Here is a 21,406-nt window from a genome sequence, read left to right as displayed (position 1 = left end):
CCCTCCCTGCACGCAGGGAGGGGAAGAGGATCCCCCCGCGCCTCCCGCGCGCAACCGGAACGACCGTCGGGACGTTCACCCTCCGCCGCCCGCCAACCCGAGGAGACGAAGTGGCCGTCCTTGCCGAAACCAGGCCGCTGCATCCGCTCCACGCGATGCTGCTCGGCTTCCCGCTCGCTCTGTTCGCCGGCGCCTGGCTCGCCGACCTGGCTTACTGGTCGAGCTACGAGATCCAGTGGGCCAATTTCGCTGCTTGGCTCAACGCCTTCGGCATGATCTTCGCCACCCTCGTCCTTCTCTGGTCGCTCGCCGGCTTCGTCCGCGGCCCGCGCCGCGGCCGCCGGGCGGTCTATCTTCTGCTGGTGCTGGCCATGTGGGTCCTCGGCCTCGTCGCCGGCCTCGTCCATGCCCGCGACGCCTGGGGGATCATGCCGCTCGGCCTCTGGCTCTCGGCCATCGTCGCTTTGCTCGCTCTGGCCGCGGCCTGGATCGGCTATTCCGGGCTTCCGGCACGGGAGGCCCGCTGATGCGCGCCGTCGCCTTCCCGCTCGCTCTCGCCGCTTTGTCGCTCGCCGGCTGCGGCGGCGATCCCGACCCGGCCCAATATGGGCCCGACCCGCAGCTTCCCGAGCAGGCCCGCGGCCTGCTGCCGAGCATGGAGATCGCGCAGCCGGCCGCCTGGGGCTCGGAGCGGCCGACCGTTCCCGCCGGCTTCGTCGTCAGCGCCATCGCCTCCGATCTCCGCGTTCCGCGCCAGACCCTCGTCCTTCCCAATGGCGACATCCTCGTCGCCGAGGGCGCCGGAGGCAGCGCGCCGCCGATGCGCCCGAAGGACGTCCTCGCCGGCCTGATCAAGAAGCAGGGCAAGAGCGAGGTCGAGGGCGGCGACCGGCTGACCCTGCTGCGCGACGCCGATGGCGACGGCAATTATGAAGGCCGCGCCGTCTTCGCCGACGGCCTGAACGCGCCCTACGGCCTCGCCCTCGTCGATGGCGGGCTGTACGTGGCCAATCAGGACAGCCTCGTGCGCTTCGAATATCGCGCTGGCCAGACCCGCGCCGGCGGCCCGCCGCGCAAGGTCGCCGACCTCCCCTCGGCGATCAACCACCACTGGACCAAGGCGATGGCGGCGAGCCCGGACGGCCGCTTCCTCTATGTCGGCATCGGCTCGAACAGCAACATCACCGAACGCGGCATGGCCGCCGAGGTCGACCGCGCGATGGTCTGGCAGATCGACGTCCAGACCGGCGCCCACCGGCCTTATGCGACCGGCCTTCGCAATCCCAGCGCGCTCGCCATCCAGCCCGGCTCCGGTCGCCTCTGGGCCGCCGTCAACGAGCGCGACGAGCTCGGCCCCAATCTCGTCCCCGACTATATCACCGCGGTGCGCGAGGGCGGCTTCTACGGCTGGCCTTATGCTTATTGGGGCCCGAACGTCGATCGCCGCGCCCAGCCGCAGGACCCGGCCCTCGTCGCCGCGACCATCCGCCCCGATTACAGCCTGGGCTCGCACGTCGCCCCGCTCGGCCTCGCTTTCTCGGTCCCGGCGCTGGGCGCGCGCTTCGCCGACGGTGTCTTCGTCGGCGAGCATGGCAGCTGGAACCGCAGCGAGCCGGTCGGCTACAAGGTCATCTTCATCCCCTTCCGGAACGGCCGCCCCGCCGGCCCGCCGGTCGACTTCCTCTCCGGGTTCCTCGCCGACGGCCGCGCCCGCGGCCGCCCGGTCGGAGTCACCGTCGACCCCCGCGGCGCCGTCATCGTCGCCGACGACCTCGCCAACACGGTCTGGCGCATCACCCCCGCCGGTGCGCGGCCGGCGCCGGCGCCAGCGCCCCCCACGGGCTGATCGTCCGATCCTCCCCTTCGAGGGGAGGGGGACCAGGCCAAGCCTGGTGGAGGGGTGTCAGCGTCGACATTTCTCGGCGACCGCGGTTCGCAAACGCCGACTCCCCTTCACCGCCCGACGAGCGCCCCCCCGCTTGCAGGAGAGGATCGGCGTCATCGCTCCGCCCGCCACCGCATCGCCGGATCCACCGGCACGATCCGCCCGTCGCGCACTATTCCGGCCAGCCTCGGTTCCCCGTCGCCGGCCCCGATCTCCAGCGCGATCCGCTCGCCCTCCAGCCTACCCGTCACCAGCACCGGCGCCGCGCCCTCCGTCTGCAAGTCCCCGCTCACCGCCTGGAAGTGCTGGTCGAGCCGAAGCACCCCCTCGCGCCCGTCCTCGCCGACGAACCGCCACGTCCCCGCCGCCCGCGCCGGCACCGTCCAGCGATAGACCCAGGCGCCGCCGACCCGCGCCGTCTCGTCCGGCCGCCATTCGCCCATGTCGAAGGCGTGGCTGACGATCCGCGCCCCCGGCCGCAGCTCGCCGAGCAGCCGCGGCCGCAGCCGCAGATTCACCTCCGGCAGCAGGAACATCGTCACCACGTCGGCCTGCGAGAGCGTGGTCTCGAACAGATTCTCCACCCGAAATTCCACCCGGTCCGCGACCCCGCTTTGCCGCGCCGCGCCCCGCGCCGCGTCGATCAGCGCCGGGTCGAGATCGACCCCGATCCCCCGCGCGCCGCGCTCGCGCGCCGCCGCGATCAGGATCCGCCCGTCGCCGGTGCCGAGATCGATGACCTGGTCGCCCGGCTGCACCGCCGCCATCTCGAGCATCCGCGACACCACCGCCGGCCGGGTCCCCGCATAAGGCACGTCCAGATCCTCGCGCCCGTTCAGCAGGCTCGAGATCGAGCATTGGGTCTGGTTCAGGGAAAGGCAGCTGATCCCGGTCAGAAGCGACAGCCCGATCAGCAGGGTGAGCCCCGCCGCGGCGAGCCGCGGGACCCACGGCCCCCATCCGGCGCCGGCACCCAGAATCTCTCGGCGGTCATCAACCATGGTCGGCCACCTCGGCCCCAGTTCGTAAGGCCTTTTGCCGCCGATGTGTATCCTCGAGCGGCGCCCATCGCGCCGCCTCCGCGGGCATCGCCTCAAGCTGAGCGAGCCGACATCCCGGCGCTTGGCACGGCACCAGCGCTTTCATCGGCGACGGCGGCCGCGTCTTCCGCACCTGTTTCACCAGCGGCCGCGGCGACGAGCCGATGGGCGATAGCTGGAACTATCTCAATGTCACCGCGCTCGGCCGCCAGGGATCGTGGAAGGACTCGCCCGCGCCCTATCTGCAGACGGAGCCCGGCCGGGTCTGAGCGAGGCCCGAACGCCTCAGAAGGCGACGTCGACCGCCAGCCCGATCGTCCGCGGCTGGAGCGGCACCGCGTTGATATAGGCGGGCTGGTTGAGCCCGTCGGCGATCAGGGTGCGCGAGGAGGGCCCCTCCGATCCGGTCAGGTTGCGGGCGAAGGCGCGCAGCGTGAACCGGTCGTCGAGCGTGACCGAGGCGTTCAGGTCGAGCGCGGTGTAGGCCGAAACGCCCACCGCCAGCGGATTGCTCTCGACCGCCGACAGGCGCCGGCCGACATGCCGCAGCCCCGCGCCGATCCGGGCCTCGGTCCGCGGCCCCGGGCGGAAGCTGTAGTCGGCGGTGAGCGAGCCGCTGAACTTCGGGATGTTTGGGAGCCGGTCCCCCGCCAGGCCGCCGACGCCGGGCGCGTCCTGCGTCAGCTCCGAATCGGTATAGGCGCCGTTCGCGCCGAACGTGAGGCCCGGCGCCGGCTCGATCGACAGCGCCGCCTCGATCCCCTGGCTGCGCGCCGTTCCGCCATTGCCGAGGCCGCCAATGCCGCCCGACTGGATCGGCACCTGGATGTCGGTCCAGTCCATCCGGAACAAGGCGACGTCGATCGACAGCGCCGGATCGGCGAGCCGCGTCTTGAAGCCCAGCTCGTAATTGGTCACCCGGTCGGCATCGACCGTCGCCGGCAGTCCCGGCACGACGACGTTGGGCCCGCCCGGGCGATAGCCGTTCGCCACCCGGGCATAGACCATCATGTCCTCGGTGAAGTGGAATTGCGGGCTGAGGCTGTAGGTCCACACCCCTTCCGACGATTCGCCCGGCCGGTCCGCCGCCGGCACGATCGCCCCCGCCGAGACCTGGCGGAACGTCTGGTCGTTATGCGCCCAACGCAGTCCGCCCGTGACCCGGAAGCGATCCGTGATCCGGAAGGTGGCATTGGCGAACAGGGCATATTCGTCATAGGTCGACGGGATCGCGACGGTCGCCAGCGGATCGAGCCCCGGAATCGGCACGAGGTCCTGGTCGAGGGCGAAGACGAGTTGTTCGTTCAGCGCCTCCTCGCCGGTGTAGAAGAATCCCGCCATCCATTCGAAGCGGCCGCCCGAGGCCGACGTCAGCCGGACCTCCTCGGTCCATTTGTCGAGCGTGATCCGGTTGTCGAACGGAGTCACCCCCGGCGGCACGGCGCCGCCGGTGAGCAAGGGGAAGAGGATCCCGAAGATCCGGCTCGCATCGACGCGCTCGAACCGCTCGATCCGCGAAAAGCTGGTGGTCGAGGACAGGGTCGCCGGCCCCAGATCATAGTCCAGGGTGGCGGAATAATATTCGAACTCGGACCGGAAGGGCTCGGCGACATAGTTGAAGTTGGACCGGCCGTTGCCGACGGGCACGCCGGCCGCGCTCTGGGCGGTCGTGCTGACGCTGTCCTGGTCGAGCTCCTGGTAGAGGGCTGACAGGCGGACGGTGAACGCCTCCGCCGGCCGCCACAGCAGGCTCAGCCGGCCGCCGGTCTGCTCGTAACCATTCTGGTCGCGCTCGCCCGTCTGCACATTGTCGATCCAGCCGGGCGTGCTTCGATGGGCGAGGCTGGCCGTCACCGCCAGCCGGTCCTCGACCAGCGGCACGTTGACCATCCCCTGGACGGCATAGCCGGCCTCGCCGCCATGCCGGATGCCGAAGAGCTCGGCGCCGACCCGGCCGGAAAAGTCGTCGAGGTCGGGCGCCACCGTCACATATTTGATGAGGCCGCCGATCGTGCTCGCGCCGTAGAGCGTCCCCTGCGGGCCGCGCAGGATCTCGATCCGCGCCAGGTCGTAGGGCAGCAGATCGACGGTGAAGTCGCCGCTCTCGGTATAGGGCGTCGCCGATCCGACCGGCGCGTCGTCGACATAGACTCCGACGGTGGCATTGGCGCCGAGCGGGGAAATGCCGCGCAGCGCGACCCGCGTGCCCCCGGCCGTGCCGCGATTCTCGCCGTGGAGGCCCGGCACGTATCCGGCAAAGTCCTGGATCTGCGTCGCCCCCGACCGGACGAGCGCCTCGCCGCCGACGACGCTGATCGAGGCGGGCACGTCCTGCACGTCCTCCTCGCGCTTCTGCGCCGTGACGAGGATGACTTCCTCTTCCGCGCCGGCCGAGTCGGACGGCGCGCCCGCCTGTGCCGAAGCCGCGGCCGGCATCCACGCCAGGCCGGCGGCCGACGCCGCGAGCCATCTCCGCCGCGCGCTACCTGTGCTCATCTCCCCGCTCCTCTTCTGCTCTTGTCCATTCGTCGAAGACCTGTCCCGCCGGCGGCCGCCCCCGGCCCGCGCGGCGCCCGCGGCCGCGGGAGCATCGGGATCATCCCCACAGCTCCGGTCCGAACAGGTGGAGGGCGCGCCCGTCGTGCCGCAGCGCGGCGTCGGCCGGGTCCCTGACCACCAAAGGCGCGTCGAGGTCGACGATTTCGCAAAGCGAGGCGACCATATAGGCCGGCGCCATCGCGACGCCCGTGCCCAGCATGCAGCCGGCCATAAGGCGGAAGCCGCGCGCCTTCGCGGCCTCGGCCAGGGCCAGCGCCTCGGTGAGGCCGCCCGTCTTGTCGAGCTTGATGTTGATGAAGGCGTAAAGGCCGGCGAGCCGGTCGAGATCGGCGCGCGTGTGGCAGGATTCGTCCGCGCAGAGCGGGACGGCGCCCTCATAGCCGCCGAGCCGGTCGTCCTCTTCCGGCGGCAGCGGCTGCTCGATCATGAACACGCCCGCCTCGGCGAGCGCCGGCGCGGCCCGGTTCAGCCGCTCCAGCGTCCATCCCGCATTGACGTCGACGAACAATGGCACCGAAGGCAGCACCGATCGCACCGCCCGGACGCAGTCGAGGTCGTGGTCGCTGCCGAGCTTGAGCTTGACCATCGCCGCATCCGCGATCGCCGCGGCCGCGCGCGCCGTCTCGTCCGGCGGCAGGATGCCGATGGTCACGTCCGACGGGATCGACGGCGGCGCCTCGAGCCCGGCCAGCGCCCAGGCCGATCGTCCGCCGAGCTTCGCCTCCAGGTCCCACAGCGCGCAATCGATCGCGTTGCGCGCCGCGCCCGGCGGCATCGCCCGCTGCAGCCCGGCGCGGTCGACCTCGCCGCCCTCGATCGCCGGGGCGATCGCCGCGATCTCGCGCACGCTGGCCTCGGCGCTCTGGCCGTAGATCGACATCGGGCAGGCTTCCCCCCGGCCCACCTGGCCGTCCTGCTCGGCGCGGACCTCGACCGTCTCCAGCCCGGCGATCGTGCCGAAGGCGACGCGGACCGGCGCCTTGGCTTCGACATACGTCTTCCGGACCGTCAGCCTCACGCTTGCACCCGCCCCTGTTTTGCAGATTGTGCAATAAACCGGATGGCTTTGCGTTTCAAGCAAAAGGTCGCGGCGAACGGCGCCGTCGCCTTACGTCGCCTGGAGCGCGGCCCAGCTTTCCGGGGTGAAGGTCTGCGTCTCGAACGGGCGGCCGCGCGAATCCGGGCCGGGCAGGACGGTGACGAGGATTTCCGCCGGCTGTCCGTTGACGCCCACCACTGTGTGCCAGGCGGGCGCATCCATGTAGAGCGAGTCGCCGGTCTCGAGGACGAGCGGCGGCCGCTTCTCGCAATAGACCAGGGCGGCGCCGGCGATCACGTAGATGATCTTCTCGCCCGGATGGCGGACGAACTCCGATTCCCAGATGCTGACGGCCTGGACGATGAGGTGCATGCAATCGAGCGAGCGCGCGGCGCAACGCTCGAACAGATATTCGATGCTGAGCTCGCGATAGCGGGCGGCCTGCCGCTCGCTCGCCCGGTCGACCGTGAAGCGCAGGGCCGCCGGGGCGCTCGCGGCGGCCGCGCCGCCGGGGGGGGCGCGCGAGACGAACGCCTCGGCCGTCACCCCCAGCGCCCTCGCCAGCGTCTCGACCTTCTCGATCGTCAGGCCGAGCTGCGTGTTCTCGATGCGCGACAGCGACGAGACCGAGATGCCGGTCGCCTCGGAAAGCTGCTCGAGCGTCATCCGCCGCTGCTTGCGCAGCGCCCGCAGGTGCGCGCCGATCGTGCCCTGTACCGACCCTTCCGACGCGGACCCGGCCTTTCGCCTGATCATTCCGATCCACTCTCCTTCGAACGGGGCCTTGGTAGTTGGCGGCGGCGCGCGGCGCCATCCCGGCAATGGCGATGCCTTGCGGCCGAATGGCGGGCGTCCTGCCGGAACGGCCGAGCCGGACCGACCGGCTTGTCGCTTCCTCCGAAGGCGGGGTAGAACCTTGCGGCGGCTGAGCCGTTCGACGGTCATGGGCGCCGCAATCATGAACTGGCTCCGCGTCAGCGCGGATGCGGTGAGGACGAGCTTGTGGCTCGTGCCGGCGCTGATGTTCCTGATCGGCATCGGCTTGGCCGTGGCGGCCCTCGATTTCTCCCTCGGATCGGGCAAGAGCTGGGCAAAGTGGATCGCCAGCGGCAGCGGCGAGGACGCCCGCAATCTGATCTCGACCTTGCTCGCCGCGGTGATCGCCATGGCCGGCATCGCCTTCTCGGTGACGGTGGTGGCGCTTTCGCTGGCGGCGAATTCCTTCGGACCCAGGCTGATCAGGATCTTCCGGTTGGATCGGCGAACGCAGTTCGTGCTCGGCGTCTTCGTCATGACGATCGTCTATCTGCTGCTGGTGCTGCGGGCGCTGCGCGGCGCCGCGCCGGCGGCGGCGGTGCCGGAGGTCGCGGTCGCTTTGGGAAGCCTGCTGGCGCTCCTCTCGGTCCTCGCTCTGCTCGCCTTCATCCAGGGCGTGGCGAGCCTGATCGCCGCCGACGAGGTGGTCCGGCGGGTTCGCCACGAGCTCAATTCGGCCATAAGCGATCTCCCTCCGCTGGGCGCCGCGGACGCGCCGCCGGGCGAGCTGCCGCCGGATTTCGACCGCTGCGCGGCGAAGATCCGGCTTCCCCGCGAAGGCTATGTCCAGTCGGTCGAGTTTGCGAAGATCGTCGATTGGGCCGAGAAGAACGGATCCGTGGTGCGGCTCGATTTCCGTCCGGGCGAGTTCGTCGTCGAAGGCGACCACAAGGTCTCGGTGATGCCGGCTCCGGCGGATGTCGAGGCGGCGCGCAGGGAGATCGGCCGGTTCATCGTCAGCGGGGACGGCCGCACGCCCACGCAGGACCTCGAATTCGCCGTGCGCCACCTCGTGGAGGTGGCTGTCCGCGCGCTCTCCCCCGGCATCAACGACCCGTTCACGGCGATGGCCGTCATCGATCGCCTGCGGGGCGGATTGGCCAGGCTCGCCGGCCGGACGCTGCCGCCCCCGGCGCTCGCCGGCGCGGACGGCGATCTGCGGGTGATCAGGCACGTCACCACCTATGCCGGCGCGGTCGACGCGGCGTTCAACCAGATCCGGCAGGCGGGCTCCTCAATGCCCTCTATCCTCATCCACCTGCTGAAGGCGATCGAGGCCCTGGCCGAGCATATGCGGACGGAAGAGCAGAGAGCGGCCTTGAGGCGCCAGGCCGAGCTCGCCCGGTCGGCCGCCCGCCGCGAGATCGGGGAAGGCGAGGACCGGCAGGACGTCGAGGAAGCCTATGATCGCGCGCGCCGCGCGCTCCTCGCCCCCGCGCCCGAAGGCGGCTGAATATCAGCGTCGGCCGAAGCCGGCTTCGGCCGCTTCGAGGCGGTGGCCACGGCGGTTGCCAATCGTCGCTTCCGTGTACGCTACTGATAATCACTTGCAACAATCCGTTTCGCTGGCTACCCGACGCGCGCTTTTCGGACGGGGGATGTCATGCGTTTCACCTTGCTCAGCAGCTTGTCGGCGGCCGCGTTGCTGGCCGCGGCGCCGGCTTCGGCCCAGACCGAGCCGCCGGCGACCGACACCATCGGGTCGGAGATCGAGACTGAGGACCCGACCGAGGCCGATTCAGCGGAAGACGATGCCGACCCGATCGTCGTCACCGCCGCCCGCACGGCCCTGCCCCCCTCGGCCTTGCCGCTCACCGTCGACATCATCGACAATGAGACGCTCAACCAGCAGGTCGCGATCGCCGGATCGGTGACCGACGCCGTCGCCAACCTCACGCCTTCCTTTTCGCCCACCCGGCAGAAACTCTCCGGCGCCGGCGAGACGCTGCGCGGCCGCTCGCCGCTCTACGCGATCAACGGCATTCCGCAATCGACGCCCTTGCGCGACGGCAGCCGCGACGGCTTCACCATCGACGGCTTCTTCGTCGACCGGGTCGAGCTCATCTACGGCTCCAACGCGCTGCAGGGGATCGGCGGCACCGGCGGCATCGTCAACCAGGTCACCGTCGGCGCGCCCCGCCGCGAAGGGCTTTCGGGGCGCGTGCTCGTCCAGGGCAGCGCTGCCGACGGCTTCGCCGACGACGGCTTCGGCGCCAAGGCGGCGGCCCTGCTCCAATATCGCGCCGGCCGCTTCGACGCCTCCGCCGGCGCCGCCTACGAGGCGCGCGGCCTTTATTATGACGGCGAGGGCCGCCCGGTCGGCATCAACCTCACCCAGGGCGAGACGATGGATTCGGACTCGGTCTCCCTGTTCGGCCGCTTCGGTTACGCGCTCTCGTCCAGCGCCCGGCTCGACCTCATCCTCTCGCGCTTCGAGCTCGAGGGCCGCCACCGCTACGTCCCCGTCGCCGGCAACCGCCTGACCGGCCTTCCGACCAGCTCGCGCCGCGGCGATCCGCCTCTGACTCCCCCCACCAACCTGGCCGAGAGCGCGTCCTTGTCGCTCACCGACACCGATTTGTGGGGCGGCAATTTCGTCGGCCAGCTCTTCGTCAGCCGCACCCAGGAGACGTTCGGCGCCGACGTCAATCCGCAGCCCAGCCAGCAGGACCCGAGCATCGGCCCGGTCGGCACCCTGTTCGACCAGACCGAGAACCGCTCGCGCAAGCTCGGCTTGCGCGCCAGCTACGAGCGCGCCCTTCCGGGCTTCGAGGACCTCACCGCCACGCTCGGCTTCGACGCCCTGTTCGACCGCACCGAGCAGAAGCTGATCGCCACCGACCGCGTCTACGTGCCGCCCACGGATTTCCGCAGCCTCGCCCCCTTCGCCCAGCTCAACTGGCGGCTGATGGACGGCCTGCTGCGCCTCGCCGGCGGCGCGCGCTGGGAGAATATCCGGATCGAGATCGGCGATTACCGCACCATCGCCTCAACCACCCTCTCGACGCTCGGCAGCTATGGCGGCGTCGACGTCGCCGGCGGCAGTCCGGAATTCGACGACGTGCTGCTGAACGGCGGAGCGATCGTCGAGCCGATCGAGGGCCTCCGCGCTTATGCCAGCTATGCCGAGGGCTTCACCGTCCCCGACGTCGGCCGCATCACCCGCTCGATCGGCACCCCCGGAATCGACATCGACAATTTCCTCGATATCAGCCCGATCGTCTCCAACAATCGCGAGATCGGGCTCGAGGTCCGCCGCGGCCCGCTCGACGCCAGCGTCTCCTATTTCTGGTCGTCGAGCGACAAGGGCCAGCTCCTCATCCTCAATCCCGACCGCGTCTTCGACGTCCAGCGCCTGCGCGTCGAGATACAGGGGCTCGAGATCAACCTCGCCGTCCAGACCCCGATCGAGGGCCTGCGCGTCTCCGCCGGCTATGCCGATCTCGAGGGCCGCTATGACAGCGACAGCCCCGAGGACGGGATCGTCGACACCGATCTCGACGGGGTCAACATCTCGCCGGACCGACTGAACCTCGCCGCCACCTTCGATCGCGGACCGCTCTCGCTGCGCCTCCAGGGCCAGTTCTACCTGTCGCGCAGCTTCGTCGGCCGCATCCGCGACCCGCGCAACGATTTCGGCGGCTACGAGGTCGTCGATCTCTACGCCCGCTACGATACCGGCTTCGGCGGCCTCAGCCTCGCCGTCCAGAACCTGCTCGACGCCCAATATATCGACTATAATAGCGACACCCGGCTGCCGAACGACAATCTCGCTTTCTTCGCCGGGCGCGGGCGGACCTTCACTCTGGGCTGGGACTATCTTTTCTGATGCGGCGCTGGCTGGCCTGGCTCCACCGCTGGACCGGCGGCTTCGCCGGCCTCCTGCTGGCCTTGCTCGGCCTCAGCGGCACCATCCTGGTCTGGGAGGAATTTTGGATCGGCCTCCCCGGCGCGAATGACCCGCTTCGCGCCGATCCGGCCGCCGCCGGCGCCGCGATCGAGGCGGCCGTCGCGCTCGATCCCGCGCTCAGCCGCATCACCTTCGCCGATCACGGCTTCGGCCTCCATCAGGCGATCTATACCGATGGCGGCGGCGCCTATCTCGACCAGGCCGGTGAGGTCGTCGACCGCTGGGACAGCCTCTGGGGACGGCCGGAGCTGTGGCTGTTTGACCTCCACCATTATCTCTTCCTCGGCGAGACCGGGAAGATCGTCACCGGCATCCTCGCTTTCCTCCTTTTAGCCTTCGCCATCACCGGCCTGATCCTCTGGTGGCGCGTCCGCCGCACCTTCGACTTCCGCCTCTGGCCGGTGCGGATGACCAGGAGCGCGATCATCCGCCAGCATCGCGACATCGGCGCCGTCGCCTCGCCGATGCTGATCATGAGCGCCCTCACCGGCGCCTTCATGGTCTTCCCGCCTGTGTCGGACACGCTGCTTGCGCCGTGGGCAGCGGAGACACCGACGCCCCCGGCCCGCCCGCAGGCGACGGGACCGGTCGGCCCCGGCACCGACTGGCGCGCCGTCATGGCCGCGGCCCAGGCCCGCTTCCCCGAAGCCCTCCCCCGCCGCCTGATGCTCCCCCGCGAGCCCGGCGCCCCGCTCGTGCTGCGGATGCGCCAGGATTTTGAATGGACCCCCAACGGCCGCACCTACGTCCACCTCGACCCCGCCACCGCCGAGGTGATTGACGTCGACGATCCCCGCACGAGCGACACCGCCTCGGCGATCGAAGAGAAATATTACCCTGTCCACGCGGGCAAGGTTGGCGGCGTCGTGTGGAAGCTCCTCCTCACCTTCTCGGGCCTCAGCCTGACGCTGCTGGGCACGCTGGCGACATGGAGCTTCTGGTTTCCGAAGCGGGCGAAGAATGTGCGGGTAAAGGGGCCCATGGCGGGGATCGCTGCTGATTAGACCATGAACCCATAGATGGCAGTGTCCACCGCGTTGGCCTATCATTCGTTGCTCATCCGCAGGTTTGGGGATGAGAAGAGCTTTCGCGTGACGCACGCGCTCGGGAACATGGGCACATGGCCGCCGCCTAATTACGGTGACAGTGTATTCTATTCGACCCGGCAAGCCGCCGTCATTCGCACCTTTGCCTCACCGCGCCCGCAACAAAGCCCCCTCCCGCCCCACCTTGCTCCCCTCCGCATAAAGCCGCCCTTCCGTTCACAATCACCAGTATTACGGTGACAGTGCACTTAATTCCTTCCGCCTGCGCCCGCGCTTGCCGGGCACGAGCATGCGGCCGCTGACCTGCTGCAGGCGCGCGAGAAAGGCATCGCTCCCGACCGGACGCCCGATCGTCTCGGCGCGGCGCAGGCGCTGCGACAGCGCCTCATCCTCCCCCGCCTCGAGCATCGCCTCGAAATCGGGCCATCGCGAGCGCACCCCGTCAGCCATGGTCAGCCCGTCGTCTCGCCCGTGAAGGTGGGAATGGATGCTCGACCAGGGCCAATCCGTCGCCCGCTCGACCAGGCGCGCGCGCACCGGATTAAGCGCGACGTAGCGAATGGCCGCGCCCAGATGATCCTCATCCATGGCGACGCACCCGAACCTCCCTTGCCAGAAATGGCCGGTGCGCTTCATCCGAGCATGGACGTGCCCCGCATATCGGCGGTGGACCGGCGCCAGCGCCCGCCGCAGTCCATCCTCGTCCTGAGGCACGAGGATGAGATGGACGTGGTTGGGCATCAGCACCCAGGCCCAGACCTCGACACGGGCGGCGGCGGCATGCTCGGCGAGCAGGTCGCGGTAGAAAGCGTAGTCTTGGTCGCTGAAGAAGGTCCGGGCGCGGCCATTGCCGCGCTGGGTCACATGATGCGGGACCCCGGGGAAGACGGCGCGAGCAAGGCGTGCCATGAGCGGAGCCTCTCACGGCTCCGCTGCGGTGTCAATAAAAGTGCACTGTCACCGTATTCCCGCAGCAAACTGCCCTCTCGCCCCACCTTGCTCCCCTCAGCATAAGCCGCCCGCCCGCGTGGCGAGGCGGGCGCCCAGTCAATGTGAGCGACGCGACGCCGTCCAAATCGGACACTCGGCCGCTGCCGCCGGCTGATTCAGTCTTTGACCTATGCTCGACGTCGTGGGATTTCTGGAAGCAGCCCAAATCATTCGGAAGTGCCATTGTCGACCAACTTTGCAGAAGACCAGTTTGTGACAGCTCTCTGAACCAGATTGGGGGCACCGGTTGGAAAGAGCATCTTCGCGATCGCTGGCGATTGCGGCCGTTTTGCTAGGCCCTGGCGAGAGTGCGGCTGCCGCTCCGGCCAACAGCTGTGTTCGAGTTATTCAAGCTTGGCATGAAGCTATAGATTGCCAAGTCACTGAGCAAATCGGGAGGCTGACCTGGTCGGATGGCTTCACGCGTTCAACCGGGCAAGGAAAGTGGACGGATATACGGCTGAATGGTCCGTGTCCGACTTATGTGTCGGAACTTCGAAACTGGCGCGTTTCGCCGGTGCGCAACCACCGCCAGATTGTCCGGGTGCGAGTACGCTACTGGTATGCGGAAAATTACCGGGCCATCGGCTTGCCCATGACCTACCACGCAACCTATACCTGTGAACGCCGCGGGGGGCAGTGGCGGATATTTTCCCAGGCAATTGTCCGATAGCGCGGGCGCAATGCGTTGCCTGCCCTCCCACCGATCCGCGCTGGAACATGGTGCACTCCACGTCATTCGGCTCGGCGAGCGGCGGCGATCTGGGCCCCCTTTCACCGCGCCCGCAACAAAGCCCCCTCCCGCCCCACCTTGCTCCCCTCCGAATAAGCCTCCCGCCCATTCACCATCACCAGGTCGAACCCCTCCGCCCTGGCGAACGGATCGACATAGGTCGCCCGCGCCCGCACCCGGGCCGGATCGAACAGGACGAGGTCGGCCTTCGCGCCGGGGCGGATGGTGCCGCGGTCGGCGAGGCGCAGGATCCGCGCCGGATAGGAAGTCGCCTTGCGGACCATCTCCTCGATCGTGAGCTTGCGGTCGCGCACGACATAGTCCTCGATCAGCATGGCATAGGTGCCGGCGCCGCGCGGGTGGCGCTGGCCGGGGCCGCCGTCGGTCGAGAAGGCGACATGGCGGTCGACCAGCAAGGCGTCCTGCAGCGCCTTGTCCATCGTGAAGTGCGCGCCCATCGCGCCTTCGGGACCCATGTCGATGAGGACGTCGACATGGTGGCGGCCGGCCTCCTCGGCGATCTGCGCAAGCGTCTTGCCGGCATGGGTGCCCGTCCCGATCAGCAACGCGCTTGGGCCGCCGCGCCGGGTCATGCGGCGGTCGAGATATTCGTACAGCTCCGCCCGCCGCTCCCGCACGATGGCGGCATAATCGGTCGGCGGCAGCGCCCATTCCGGGAACAGGATGGCGATGCCGGTGAAGCCGGCCTCATAGGGATATTCGTCGGCGGTGAGGTCGATGCCCTGGCGGCGCTTGGCGGCGAGGAAGTCGAGCAAAGCGCGCGCGCGCGCCTCGCCGCGGCCGAACACCACCTTGAGGTGCGAGATATGGACGCGGGCTCCGCCGGCCGAGGCGACGAGTTCGTCGATCGACGCCTCGATCGCCTCGTCATCTTCCGATCGCATGTGGCTCATGATCACGCCGCCATGGCGAGCGACGACTTCGCCGAGGACGCGATGCTCCGCGCCTTCCGAATAGATGCCCGGCACATATTCGAGGCCGTAGGAGAGGCCGAAGACGCCCGAGCGGAACTCGCCCTCGAGCTGCGCCGCCAGCCGCTGCAGCTGCGCCGCATCGGGCCGGCGGACCGAATCCGATATTCCCGCCGCGTGCCGGATCGTGCCGTGGCCGACCAGCAACGCGACATTGGTGTCGAGCGGCGCGCGCCCCACCGCCCGGCGCCACGCGGCAGTGTCGAGATCCTCGCTCGTCCCCGGGCCGCTGCCGTCGACGCCGAGGGTGACCGTCGTCACGCCCATGGCAAGGAAGCCGTCATAGCGGCTGCGCAGCGGATCGCCGTGGGTGTGGAGATCGATGAAGCCCGGCGCGAGCACTCGCCCGCCGCCCTCGACGACGCGGGTGCCGGACGGCACGCGCTCGCGCGACGGCGCCGCCACCCGCGCGATCCGGTCGCCAGTGACCAGGACGTTCGCCGGCCGCGCCGGCGCGCCGGTGCCGTCGACGAGCAAGACGTCGCGGAACAGGGTCGAGCGGCCGCCCTGCGCGCCGGCGGGCGCCGCCAGGCTCGCCAGCCCGCCGCCGGCGAGCGCCCCCGCGATCATCTGCCGCCGCGTCAGCCTGTCGTCCACGATGCGCCCCCCGGACCTGCCCCAAGCAGAGTCTCTCTTAGGCCGTCTGATCCGGGAGCCGTCTATTCAATGCGGATCGTGCGCCATGCGCCATCGTTCGCGCGGTGCGGCGAAGACGGCGGGCTATGTCCGGCAAGGCCTCGTCCATGAAAGGCCCGCCGCGGGCGAATGAGGGCGGCGACGGCGGGCGGCCACCGGCCAGCTCACAGCCTTGTCCGGCGCCGAGCCGCCGGAATCGGCGCCGTTCATGGCGGCGCCGATTCCGGGCGCAGCCTCCTACTAGAAACGCACCCCCAGGCCGGCCACCACCTGGTTGGTGGTCGCGTCGCCGAAGGTCGCGTCGTTGACGTCCTCGTAGCGGGAGCGGCGATATTCGACGCGCCCCTCGAACGGCCCGGGCAGTTGCACCTGGAGCCCCGCGCCGAAGCGGAGGCCGTCGGCATTTTCCTCGAGCTCGTCGAGCGAGCCCGATGAGGTGAATGCGGTGGTGCTCAGCGACGTGTAGCCGATCTTCCCGTAGGCGGCGATGCCGGGCGTCAGCGCCACGCCCGCGCGGGCGCCGATATAATATTGCCCATCGGCATCGAGGCCGTCGCGCGCGCCGGCGAAGCTGTCGGGGAACTCGGTCGAGCTGCCGCTGGTCGACAACTCGCCCTCGATGCCGACGAAGGCGCTGCCCAGGGCCAGATCGTATCCGGCATTCACGCCATAGACCGCGGAACTGGCATCCGCGCTGATCGAACCGTCCGCCGTCTCGACGTCGATGCCCTCGTAACCGGCGATCGCGCCGACATAGAAGCCGTCTTGCGCCAGCGCCGGGGTGGAGACGGTGCCGACGGCGATCGCGGCAAGGGTAAGCAACTTCTTCATCTGGAGGTCTCCGTCAGGGGAAAAGCCGGCGCGTGGCGCCTGCCGGATTGCCGCCACATGAACCGGCAGGCGAAGCGAGTGCCTTGCGCGATGACCGGCCAAGGGGCTGGATTCGTTCGGCGAGACCTCCGGCGCCGGCCGGGGGGCTTGTCGTCCGCCTCGGGTGAAAAGGGGACATTGGACAGGCGTCGATCAACTGTTACATCTCGGCGTGCGGGGGTGGCCTCCATGGGGACTGCAACGGGTCGGGCCGAGCGGATCGAGCTTCTGGACGCGCTTCGGGGGTTCGCGCTGCTGGGCATCCTGCTGGCCAACATGCTCTATTGGTCGGGCTGGATCATGATGACGGAGGGGCAGCGCCTCACCTTCGCCGGCGCCGACTCCATCGCCTGGCAATATCGCTTCCACCACTTCTTGGTCGATGGGAAGTTCTACACGCTCTTCTCGCTGCTGTTCGGCGCCGGCTTCGCGCTCCAGCTCGCGCGGCTGAGCGACCGCGGGCTGGCGGGCATGCGCATCTATCGCCGCCGGGTTCTCGTGCTGCTCGTGATCGGGCTCGGGCATTCGTGGCTGATCTGGGACGGCGACATACTGACGCTCTATGCGCTGCTCGGCCTCCTGCTGCCGCTGTTCCACGACTGGCGCGAACGCAACCTGCTGGCCGCAGCCGCGATCCTGATCTTCGTCGTGCCACCGGCCGGCATCGCCCTGTTCGCCTGGACAGGCTGGGCGCCGCACGCCCACCTCCTGTCCTTCAGCATGTGGATCGCCCAAGGCTTCGGCATCGACACGGATCCCCGGAAGGTGCTCGAATGGATGCGCCGGGACGATTTCACCGGCTGGCTCGCCTGGGTGCTGACCGGCACGCCGATCTCGTGGGCTCTGCGGCTCGAGAGCTGGCGTATCCCCAAGGTCCTGGGGGTCATGCTGCTCGGCATGGTGGTGGGCCGCCGGCTCGCAGCAGGAACGTTGTTCGACGATCGCAAGCTGCTGCTGAGGGTCCTGGCCGGTGGTCTTGCAATCGGCGTCCCGGCGAGCGCCGCTTACGCCTTGCTCCCCGGCCTTGACCAGAAGAGCTGGCCCTCGCTCCTCGGGACCGTACCGATGGCGCTGGCCTATGCCGCCGCTTTCGCGCTGGCCTGGCCGCGGGCACGGCCGGTCCTGCGGCATCTCTCGCCTGTGGGCCGCATGGCCCTGACGAACTATCTCACCCATTCGCTGATCGGCCTCGTCTTCTTCTACGGGATCGGCTTCGGGCTTGCAGGCACGATGCAGCCCGCCGCCTTCTACGCGGTCGCACTGTCGATCTTTGCCGGTCAGATGATCTTCTCCCGCTGGTGGCTCGCCCGGCACGAACAAGGCCCGGCGGAGGCGCTCTGGCGCATCGCCACCTACGGACGAAGGCCCGCTCTCTCCGCCGCATGATTCCTGGCTGGTTGGCCGCACAGACGAGTGTCCGCAACGCGATTACGGGGACACAATTCTCAATTCCCTTTGTCCACCGCTGCCTTTGACTTCGGTTCCCGGCCTTGCAGGCCTGATCCGTCGCCCCAGCGCCGCCTCCTGCGCCTCGATCCACGGCTCGGTGCCGAGCGGGCGGCCGGTGCGTAGCCGCGCCTCGATCGCCTCGGCCACTTTCGCCCTCCTGGCCGAGATCGCTCGCCTCCAGGCCATGGCCCAGCATCGCCCGCCAGTTCGGCACGTGTGCCGCCAGTGCGGCGACGTCGGTCATCGGATCGTCTTTGGCCCGCCCACCCGCGACACGGCTGCGTGCGCTCGACCAGACCCGGTGCTCGGCCCGCTCGACGATTCCGGCAGCCACCGGCTTGCGCTCGACATGGCGCAAGTGAGGATGACGGGGACAGCCACGTCAGCGACGGCAGCCGGCCGAAAGCGAGCGACTTGCTCGCGACCGGAGCCACCCAGGCGCAGGCATTCGTTCAGGCTGTCGGGGCCTCGTGCGAGGAAAGGCCGCGTCTTCGTGCAAGGGCGATGCCCGCCAGGTTCTGGTTCCGGGGGGTCCAACGCAGGCGCTTCGGCTTCCCTGACGCCATGGCCCCCTGAAATTTGGCACGATGATCCAGCGCGGCCGCGGTGCGGCACCTGGACAGGCCGCTCGCCTGGCTGATGACGTGGGCGCAATCGCCGATCAGCTCGAAATCGGGCTCTTCAAGGGAGTGCGCGACCTGCAGGGCCCTCCGCAGGGCGAGCCATTCGGCATCGCTGCTCGTGCCGCATCCCAGGTCGTCGAAGAAATAGGTCGCACCCCGCGCGACGACCGCCACTTCGATCCTGCCGGGATTGGGCCGGCAGCCGCCGTCGAAGAAGATCTTCAGCCGCCGCGAGCGCATCGCCGCCATCCCGGCTTCAGGCCGCCCACGCGGACAGATCCTCTTCCTGTCCGATAAGCGCGAGGCCGTGGGCGATCGACGTGAACGCGTTTCCGCTCGCGATCCGCATGGGGCCGAAGCGCGTTTCGAACAGGCGTCGGATGCACGGGATGAGCGAGCTGCCTCCGGTGAGGAAAACGCGGTTCACCTCCCCTGCGCGGACGCCGGCGGACGCCAGGGCGCGATCGACGGCCTCTTCGATGCGGACGATATCGGGCCCGATCCAGCGCTCGAACGCGGCGCGGGTCACCTCCGCCTCGATCCTCAGCCCTCCCCCGCTGAACTCGAAGCGCGCCGTCTCTGCCGACGAAAGGTCGCGCTTGACCTGCCCCACCGCCTCATAGAGGCGATAGCCGAGTTCCTGCTCGATGACGGCAATCATCCTATCGATCGGGACGGGATCGACGGCGGCACGGCGCAGACTGGCGAGTTCCGCGAGGGTCTTCCGGTTGCGCATGAAAGCGAGTCGCGACCAATCCGCGAAGTCCGAGAACCAGCCTGCGGGGATCTCCAGCTCCTTGTCGAAGGACCGGTAGGACCCGCCTTTTCCCAGGAGCGGCATCACAAGCTTGTCGAGGATGCGTTGATCGAAGCGATCGCCGGCAATGCCGACGCCGGCATGGCCGAGCGGCACGCAGCGCTTCGCCGCACCGGGCGCCGCGATCCGCACGACCGAGAAGTCGCTGGTGCCGCCTCCGAAGTCGGCAACGAGGACGGTCGCCGGATCACAGGTGCCGAACGCGAAGCTGAACGCGGCTCCCAGGGGCTCGTAGACATAGTGGACCTCGGCGCCCAATCCGGCGAACACGGCATCGTAGCGTTGGCGCGCGAGGATCTCGTCGGGGCGGTGGCCGGCAAAGGAGACGGGGCGGCCGACGATGACGCGGCCAGCACCGCCATCCACCGCGCCGCCGGACCGCTCGGACAGCTTGCGGACGAAGATCCGCCCCAGATCCTCGAATCGATGGCGGCGCTCGAAGATCGTGGCATGCTGGAAGGTCCGCGAGGCCGCGACCGTCTTGAACGACTGGATGAAGCGACTTCCTTCGGGGAATTCGAGATATTCGGCGATCGCCCAGGGCCCTGCTTCGACGGCCACATGACCCCCGTCCTCCCAGAAACAGAGCGCCGACCTGAAGACGGGGTTCCACCCCAGTGGCCCCTCGAGCGGGACAAGCGCCGGCCCGCCGCCCCGGGCGATCGCCGCGACCGTGTTGGTCGTGCCGAAGTCGAGACCGAGGACGGCATGGGGCGCGAGGTTCGTCATGGGCAGCGGTGACTAGCGGCCGCTTGCCCCGATCACAAAGCCGTTCGCTCTGGTACCGTGGGCACCGTTCGGGCAGAAGCATATGGATGCGAACGCGGGAGAGCATCTGCAGGAAGAAGGCACGCTTTGCATTCGAGGAGGACGCGCGTGCGGCGATGCGACGCTCCGGGCTCTCGCTCCTGCCTTACCGCTGCGACCGCTGCCGCCAGTTCCATTTGACCAGCCGGACCAAGGGCAAGTTCCTGCGACGCGTCCAGGCGCTGAACTAGCTCGACCCATTCTGGCCGGGAGCGGACCGTCCGTTCAGGAGCTCCGGGAGCCGATAGGCGACAGTCAGCTTTGTCGAGCCCAGGACTCAGCGGTAAGCGGTCAAATGGGGTGATTATCGGACGTTCGACCAGGCTTGCTCTACAGCCTCGACCCAGTCGGACCACATAGCTGGGTCAAGCGGCATGCCGTCGCTTTCAAGCCGTTCAAGCCCACCGAGCAGGACTGCCAGATCGTCCGAAGCTCGGCCGCCGCGTTCCCAATACGTCTTCAAGAATAGCCGCATGGCATCGAAGCCGATGCTTGCATCAAGTTGCAAATGGGGTGCGGTCTGACCGTTCATCAGCGGAGTTTCGCACCCGGTGCTAATGACCGCAATGGGGTCGTTTTCAGCTTGGCTGGGGTGGGTGGAAGCTGCGACGCATTGCAGACATTGCATAGCTGCAAAAGCGTGATAGGCCGTCTCGAGAGCAATCCCCCCGGAAGGTTCGTCTTGTCCGCTTCGCTTATAACCATTGGCCTGCTTGCTGCTATGCAGAACGTCACAGCAGATGGCGTTGTCCCGGGCGCGCCATCTCCCTCTACCTCTGCGGAGTGGGCTTGCGCCCTTCAGACTTCAACTGGTCAACCGGTCGAGGTCAATGTGACTTATGATGCAAGCAACCGTGAGGTAGCGGTGGACATTCCGTCCCTACGGCACAGGTTTGCCCGGACGGCTGAGTTCGACTCCCGACATATGATGTGGACAGAGGATCCGGAGGTCGGACGCGCTGTTCTCTGGACTGTCGTGCGAGCGACGCTTGAAATTCGTCTGACCCGCATCATTGGTTCCACGCCTCGCGTCACCTCCGGGCACTGTCAGGTCCGACCGGGCGCAGGCTAGAGTTCCGGGGACATGGCGTAATTGAGGTAGGCCCATCCTCCTGCTGATACGAAGTCGGCACGAAGCCGCTTCAAGGAGGAGGATGGACCCATGGCTATGTACCTCGGATTGGACGTTTCGGA

Annotated in this window: 17 protein-coding genes and 1 pseudogene; 8 read left to right on the top strand and 10 right to left on the bottom strand. The window is 68.8% G+C overall.

Translation table 11 applies throughout. The features are described from left to right. Positions 1-110: 110 nt before the first annotated feature. Positions 111-527, top strand: coding sequence for a DUF2231 domain-containing protein (locus tag DDE10_RS21950; protein ID WP_284734824.1), 417 nt, complete (start codon positions 111-113; stop codon positions 525-527). Continuing rightward, on the top strand, positions 527-1,846 hold the full coding sequence (locus DDE10_RS21945) for a PQQ-dependent sugar dehydrogenase (protein ID WP_114954950.1): 1,320 nt from the start codon (positions 527-529) through the stop codon (positions 1,844-1,846). Before DDE10_RS21950 ends, DDE10_RS21945 begins: the two co-directional genes overlap by 1 nt. Positions 1,847-1,998: 152 nt before the next feature. Here the strand turns inward: DDE10_RS21945 and DDE10_RS21940 are convergent, their stop codons facing one another. Beyond that, complete coding sequence (locus tag DDE10_RS21940) at positions 1,999-2,886, bottom strand: SAM-dependent methyltransferase (RefSeq protein WP_114954949.1); 888 nt, start codon at positions 2,884-2,886, stop codon at positions 1,999-2,001. A gap of 128 nt (positions 2,887-3,014) precedes the next feature. On the opposite strand from DDE10_RS21940, the pseudogene DDE10_RS21935 reads away from it, so the two are divergent. Then, positions 3,015-3,194 (top strand): annotated as a pseudogene (locus tag DDE10_RS21935) (DUF899 family protein); the annotation flags it as partial. 16 nt (positions 3,195-3,210) lie between these two features. Here DDE10_RS21935 and DDE10_RS21930 read toward each other — a convergent pair. From DDE10_RS21930 to DDE10_RS23645, 3 genes are all read right to left on the bottom strand, one after another. Further along, entirely contained in the window at positions 3,211-5,421 is a 2,211-nt protein-coding gene (locus DDE10_RS21930) for a TonB-dependent receptor (RefSeq protein WP_114954947.1), read from the bottom strand. A gap of 100 nt (positions 5,422-5,521) precedes the next feature. Next, positions 5,522-6,502 carry a dipeptide epimerase gene (locus tag DDE10_RS21925; RefSeq protein ID WP_162806790.1) on the bottom strand — a complete coding sequence of 327 codons (981 nt, stop codon included), beginning with the start codon at positions 6,500-6,502 and terminating at the stop codon, positions 5,522-5,524. 90 nt (positions 6,503-6,592) lie between these two features. Continuing rightward, entirely contained in the window at positions 6,593-7,279 is a 687-nt protein-coding gene (locus DDE10_RS23645) for a helix-turn-helix domain-containing protein (RefSeq protein ID WP_162806789.1), read from the bottom strand. A 202-nt stretch (positions 7,280-7,481) separates the two neighbouring features. Between DDE10_RS23645 and DDE10_RS21915 the strand changes: the two genes are divergently transcribed. The 3 genes from DDE10_RS21915 (at position 7,482) to DDE10_RS21905 (ending at position 12,253) form a co-directional block, all read left to right on the top strand. Next, positions 7,482-8,792, top strand: coding sequence for a DUF2254 domain-containing protein (locus DDE10_RS21915; protein WP_162806788.1), 1,311 nt, complete (start codon positions 7,482-7,484; stop codon positions 8,790-8,792). A 150-nt stretch (positions 8,793-8,942) separates the two neighbouring features. Then, positions 8,943-11,168: a TonB-dependent receptor gene (locus DDE10_RS21910; protein ID WP_114954944.1), complete on the top strand. Its 2,226-nt coding sequence runs from the start codon at positions 8,943-8,945 to the stop codon at positions 11,166-11,168. Further along, entirely contained in the window at positions 11,168-12,253 is a 1,086-nt protein-coding gene (locus DDE10_RS21905; RefSeq protein WP_114954943.1) for a PepSY-associated TM helix domain-containing protein, read from the top strand. Before DDE10_RS21910 ends, DDE10_RS21905 begins: the two co-directional genes overlap by 1 nt. 273 nt (positions 12,254-12,526) lie before the next feature. Here DDE10_RS21905 and DDE10_RS21900 read toward each other — a convergent pair whose 3' ends face one another. The 3 genes from DDE10_RS21900 to DDE10_RS21890 form a co-directional block, all read right to left on the bottom strand. After that, positions 12,527-13,204 carry a transposase gene (locus DDE10_RS21900; protein WP_114954942.1) on the bottom strand — a complete coding sequence of 226 codons (678 nt, stop codon included), beginning with the start codon at positions 13,202-13,204 and terminating at the stop codon, positions 12,527-12,529. 855 nt (positions 13,205-14,059) lie between these two features. Further along, a complete protein-coding gene (locus tag DDE10_RS21895) occupies positions 14,060-15,607 on the bottom strand; it encodes an N-acyl-D-amino-acid deacylase family protein (RefSeq protein ID WP_114954941.1) in 1,548 nt (515 codons plus the stop codon). A 279-nt stretch (positions 15,608-15,886) separates the two neighbouring features. Further along, positions 15,887-16,477, bottom strand: a complete 591-nt coding sequence (locus DDE10_RS21890) for an outer membrane protein (protein ID WP_114954940.1) — start codon at positions 16,475-16,477, stop codon at positions 15,887-15,889. Positions 16,478-16,705: 228 nt separating this feature from the next. Between DDE10_RS21890 and DDE10_RS21885 the strand changes: the two genes are divergently transcribed. Then, positions 16,706-17,902 (top strand): DUF418 domain-containing protein, encoded by a 1,197-nt coding sequence (locus DDE10_RS21885; RefSeq protein ID WP_162806787.1) that lies wholly within the window; start codon positions 16,706-16,708, stop codon positions 17,900-17,902. Positions 17,903-18,417: 515 nt separating this feature from the next. Here DDE10_RS21885 and DDE10_RS21880 read toward each other — a convergent pair. Both DDE10_RS21880 and DDE10_RS21875 read right to left on the bottom strand, forming a co-directional pair. After that, positions 18,418-18,837 carry a ribonuclease HI gene (locus tag DDE10_RS21880; RefSeq protein WP_349356554.1) on the bottom strand — a complete coding sequence of 140 codons (420 nt, stop codon included), beginning with the start codon at positions 18,835-18,837 and terminating at the stop codon, positions 18,418-18,420. 7 nt (positions 18,838-18,844) lie between these two features. After that, complete coding sequence (locus DDE10_RS21875; RefSeq protein ID WP_114954938.1) at positions 18,845-20,134, bottom strand: Hsp70 family protein; 1,290 nt, start codon at positions 20,132-20,134, stop codon at positions 18,845-18,847. An 86-nt stretch (positions 20,135-20,220) separates the two neighbouring features. Between DDE10_RS21875 and DDE10_RS21870 the strand changes: the two genes are divergently transcribed. Next, on the top strand, positions 20,221-20,403 hold the full coding sequence (locus DDE10_RS21870) for a hypothetical protein (protein ID WP_114954937.1): 183 nt from the start codon (positions 20,221-20,223) through the stop codon (positions 20,401-20,403). A gap of 113 nt (positions 20,404-20,516) precedes the next feature. Here the strand turns inward: DDE10_RS21870 and DDE10_RS23640 are convergent, their stop codons facing one another. Next, positions 20,517-20,744 carry a hypothetical protein gene (locus DDE10_RS23640; protein ID WP_162806786.1) on the bottom strand — a complete coding sequence of 76 codons (228 nt, stop codon included), beginning with the start codon at positions 20,742-20,744 and terminating at the stop codon, positions 20,517-20,519. Positions 20,745-21,406: the final 662 nt, after the last annotated feature.

Source organism: Sphingosinicella terrae (assembly GCF_003347635.1).
Taxonomy (GTDB): Bacteria; Pseudomonadota; Alphaproteobacteria; order Sphingomonadales; family Sphingomonadaceae; genus Allosphingosinicella; species Allosphingosinicella terrae.
The sequence above is the reverse complement of the archived record's forward strand: the minus strand, read 5'-3'. Positions and strand labels throughout refer to the sequence as shown.

What these genes read in the sequence shown, in the direction of transcription:
- DDE10_RS21890 (WP_114954940.1), bottom strand. Translation starts at nt 16,477, where the DNA reads ATGAAGAAGTTGCTTACCCTTGCCGCGATCGCCGTCGGCACCGTCTCC.
- DDE10_RS23640 (WP_162806786.1), bottom strand. Translation starts at nt 20,744, where the DNA reads ATGAACGGTCAGACCGCACCCCATTTGCAACTTGATGCAAGCATCGGC.
- DDE10_RS21940 (WP_114954949.1), bottom strand. Translation starts at nt 2,886, where the DNA reads ATGGTTGATGACCGCCGAGAGATTCTGGGTGCCGGCGCCGGATGGGGG.
- DDE10_RS23645 (WP_162806789.1), bottom strand. Translation starts at nt 7,279, where the DNA reads ATGATCAGGCGAAAGGCCGGGTCCGCGTCGGAAGGGTCGGTACAGGGC.
- DDE10_RS21945 (WP_114954950.1), top strand. Translation starts at nt 527, where the DNA reads ATGCGCGCCGTCGCCTTCCCGCTCGCTCTCGCCGCTTTGTCGCTCGCC.
- DDE10_RS21885 (WP_162806787.1), top strand. Translation starts at nt 16,706, where the DNA reads ATGGGGACTGCAACGGGTCGGGCCGAGCGGATCGAGCTTCTGGACGCG.
- DDE10_RS21875 (WP_114954938.1), bottom strand. Translation starts at nt 20,134, where the DNA reads ATGACGAACCTCGCGCCCCATGCCGTCCTCGGTCTCGACTTCGGCACG.
- DDE10_RS21880 (WP_349356554.1), bottom strand. Translation starts at nt 18,837, where the DNA reads ATGGCGGCGATGCGCTCGCGGCGGCTGAAGATCTTCTTCGACGGCGGC.
- DDE10_RS21910 (WP_114954944.1), top strand. Translation starts at nt 8,943, where the DNA reads ATGCGTTTCACCTTGCTCAGCAGCTTGTCGGCGGCCGCGTTGCTGGCC.
- DDE10_RS21930 (WP_114954947.1), bottom strand. Translation starts at nt 5,421, where the DNA reads ATGAGCACAGGTAGCGCGCGGCGGAGATGGCTCGCGGCGTCGGCCGCC.
- DDE10_RS21905 (WP_114954943.1), top strand. Translation starts at nt 11,168, where the DNA reads ATGCGGCGCTGGCTGGCCTGGCTCCACCGCTGGACCGGCGGCTTCGCC.
- DDE10_RS21870 (WP_114954937.1), top strand. Translation starts at nt 20,221, where the DNA reads ATGCGAACGCGGGAGAGCATCTGCAGGAAGAAGGCACGCTTTGCATTC.
- DDE10_RS21900 (WP_114954942.1), bottom strand. Translation starts at nt 13,204, where the DNA reads ATGGCACGCCTTGCTCGCGCCGTCTTCCCCGGGGTCCCGCATCATGTG.
- DDE10_RS21915 (WP_162806788.1), top strand. Translation starts at nt 7,482, where the DNA reads ATGAACTGGCTCCGCGTCAGCGCGGATGCGGTGAGGACGAGCTTGTGG.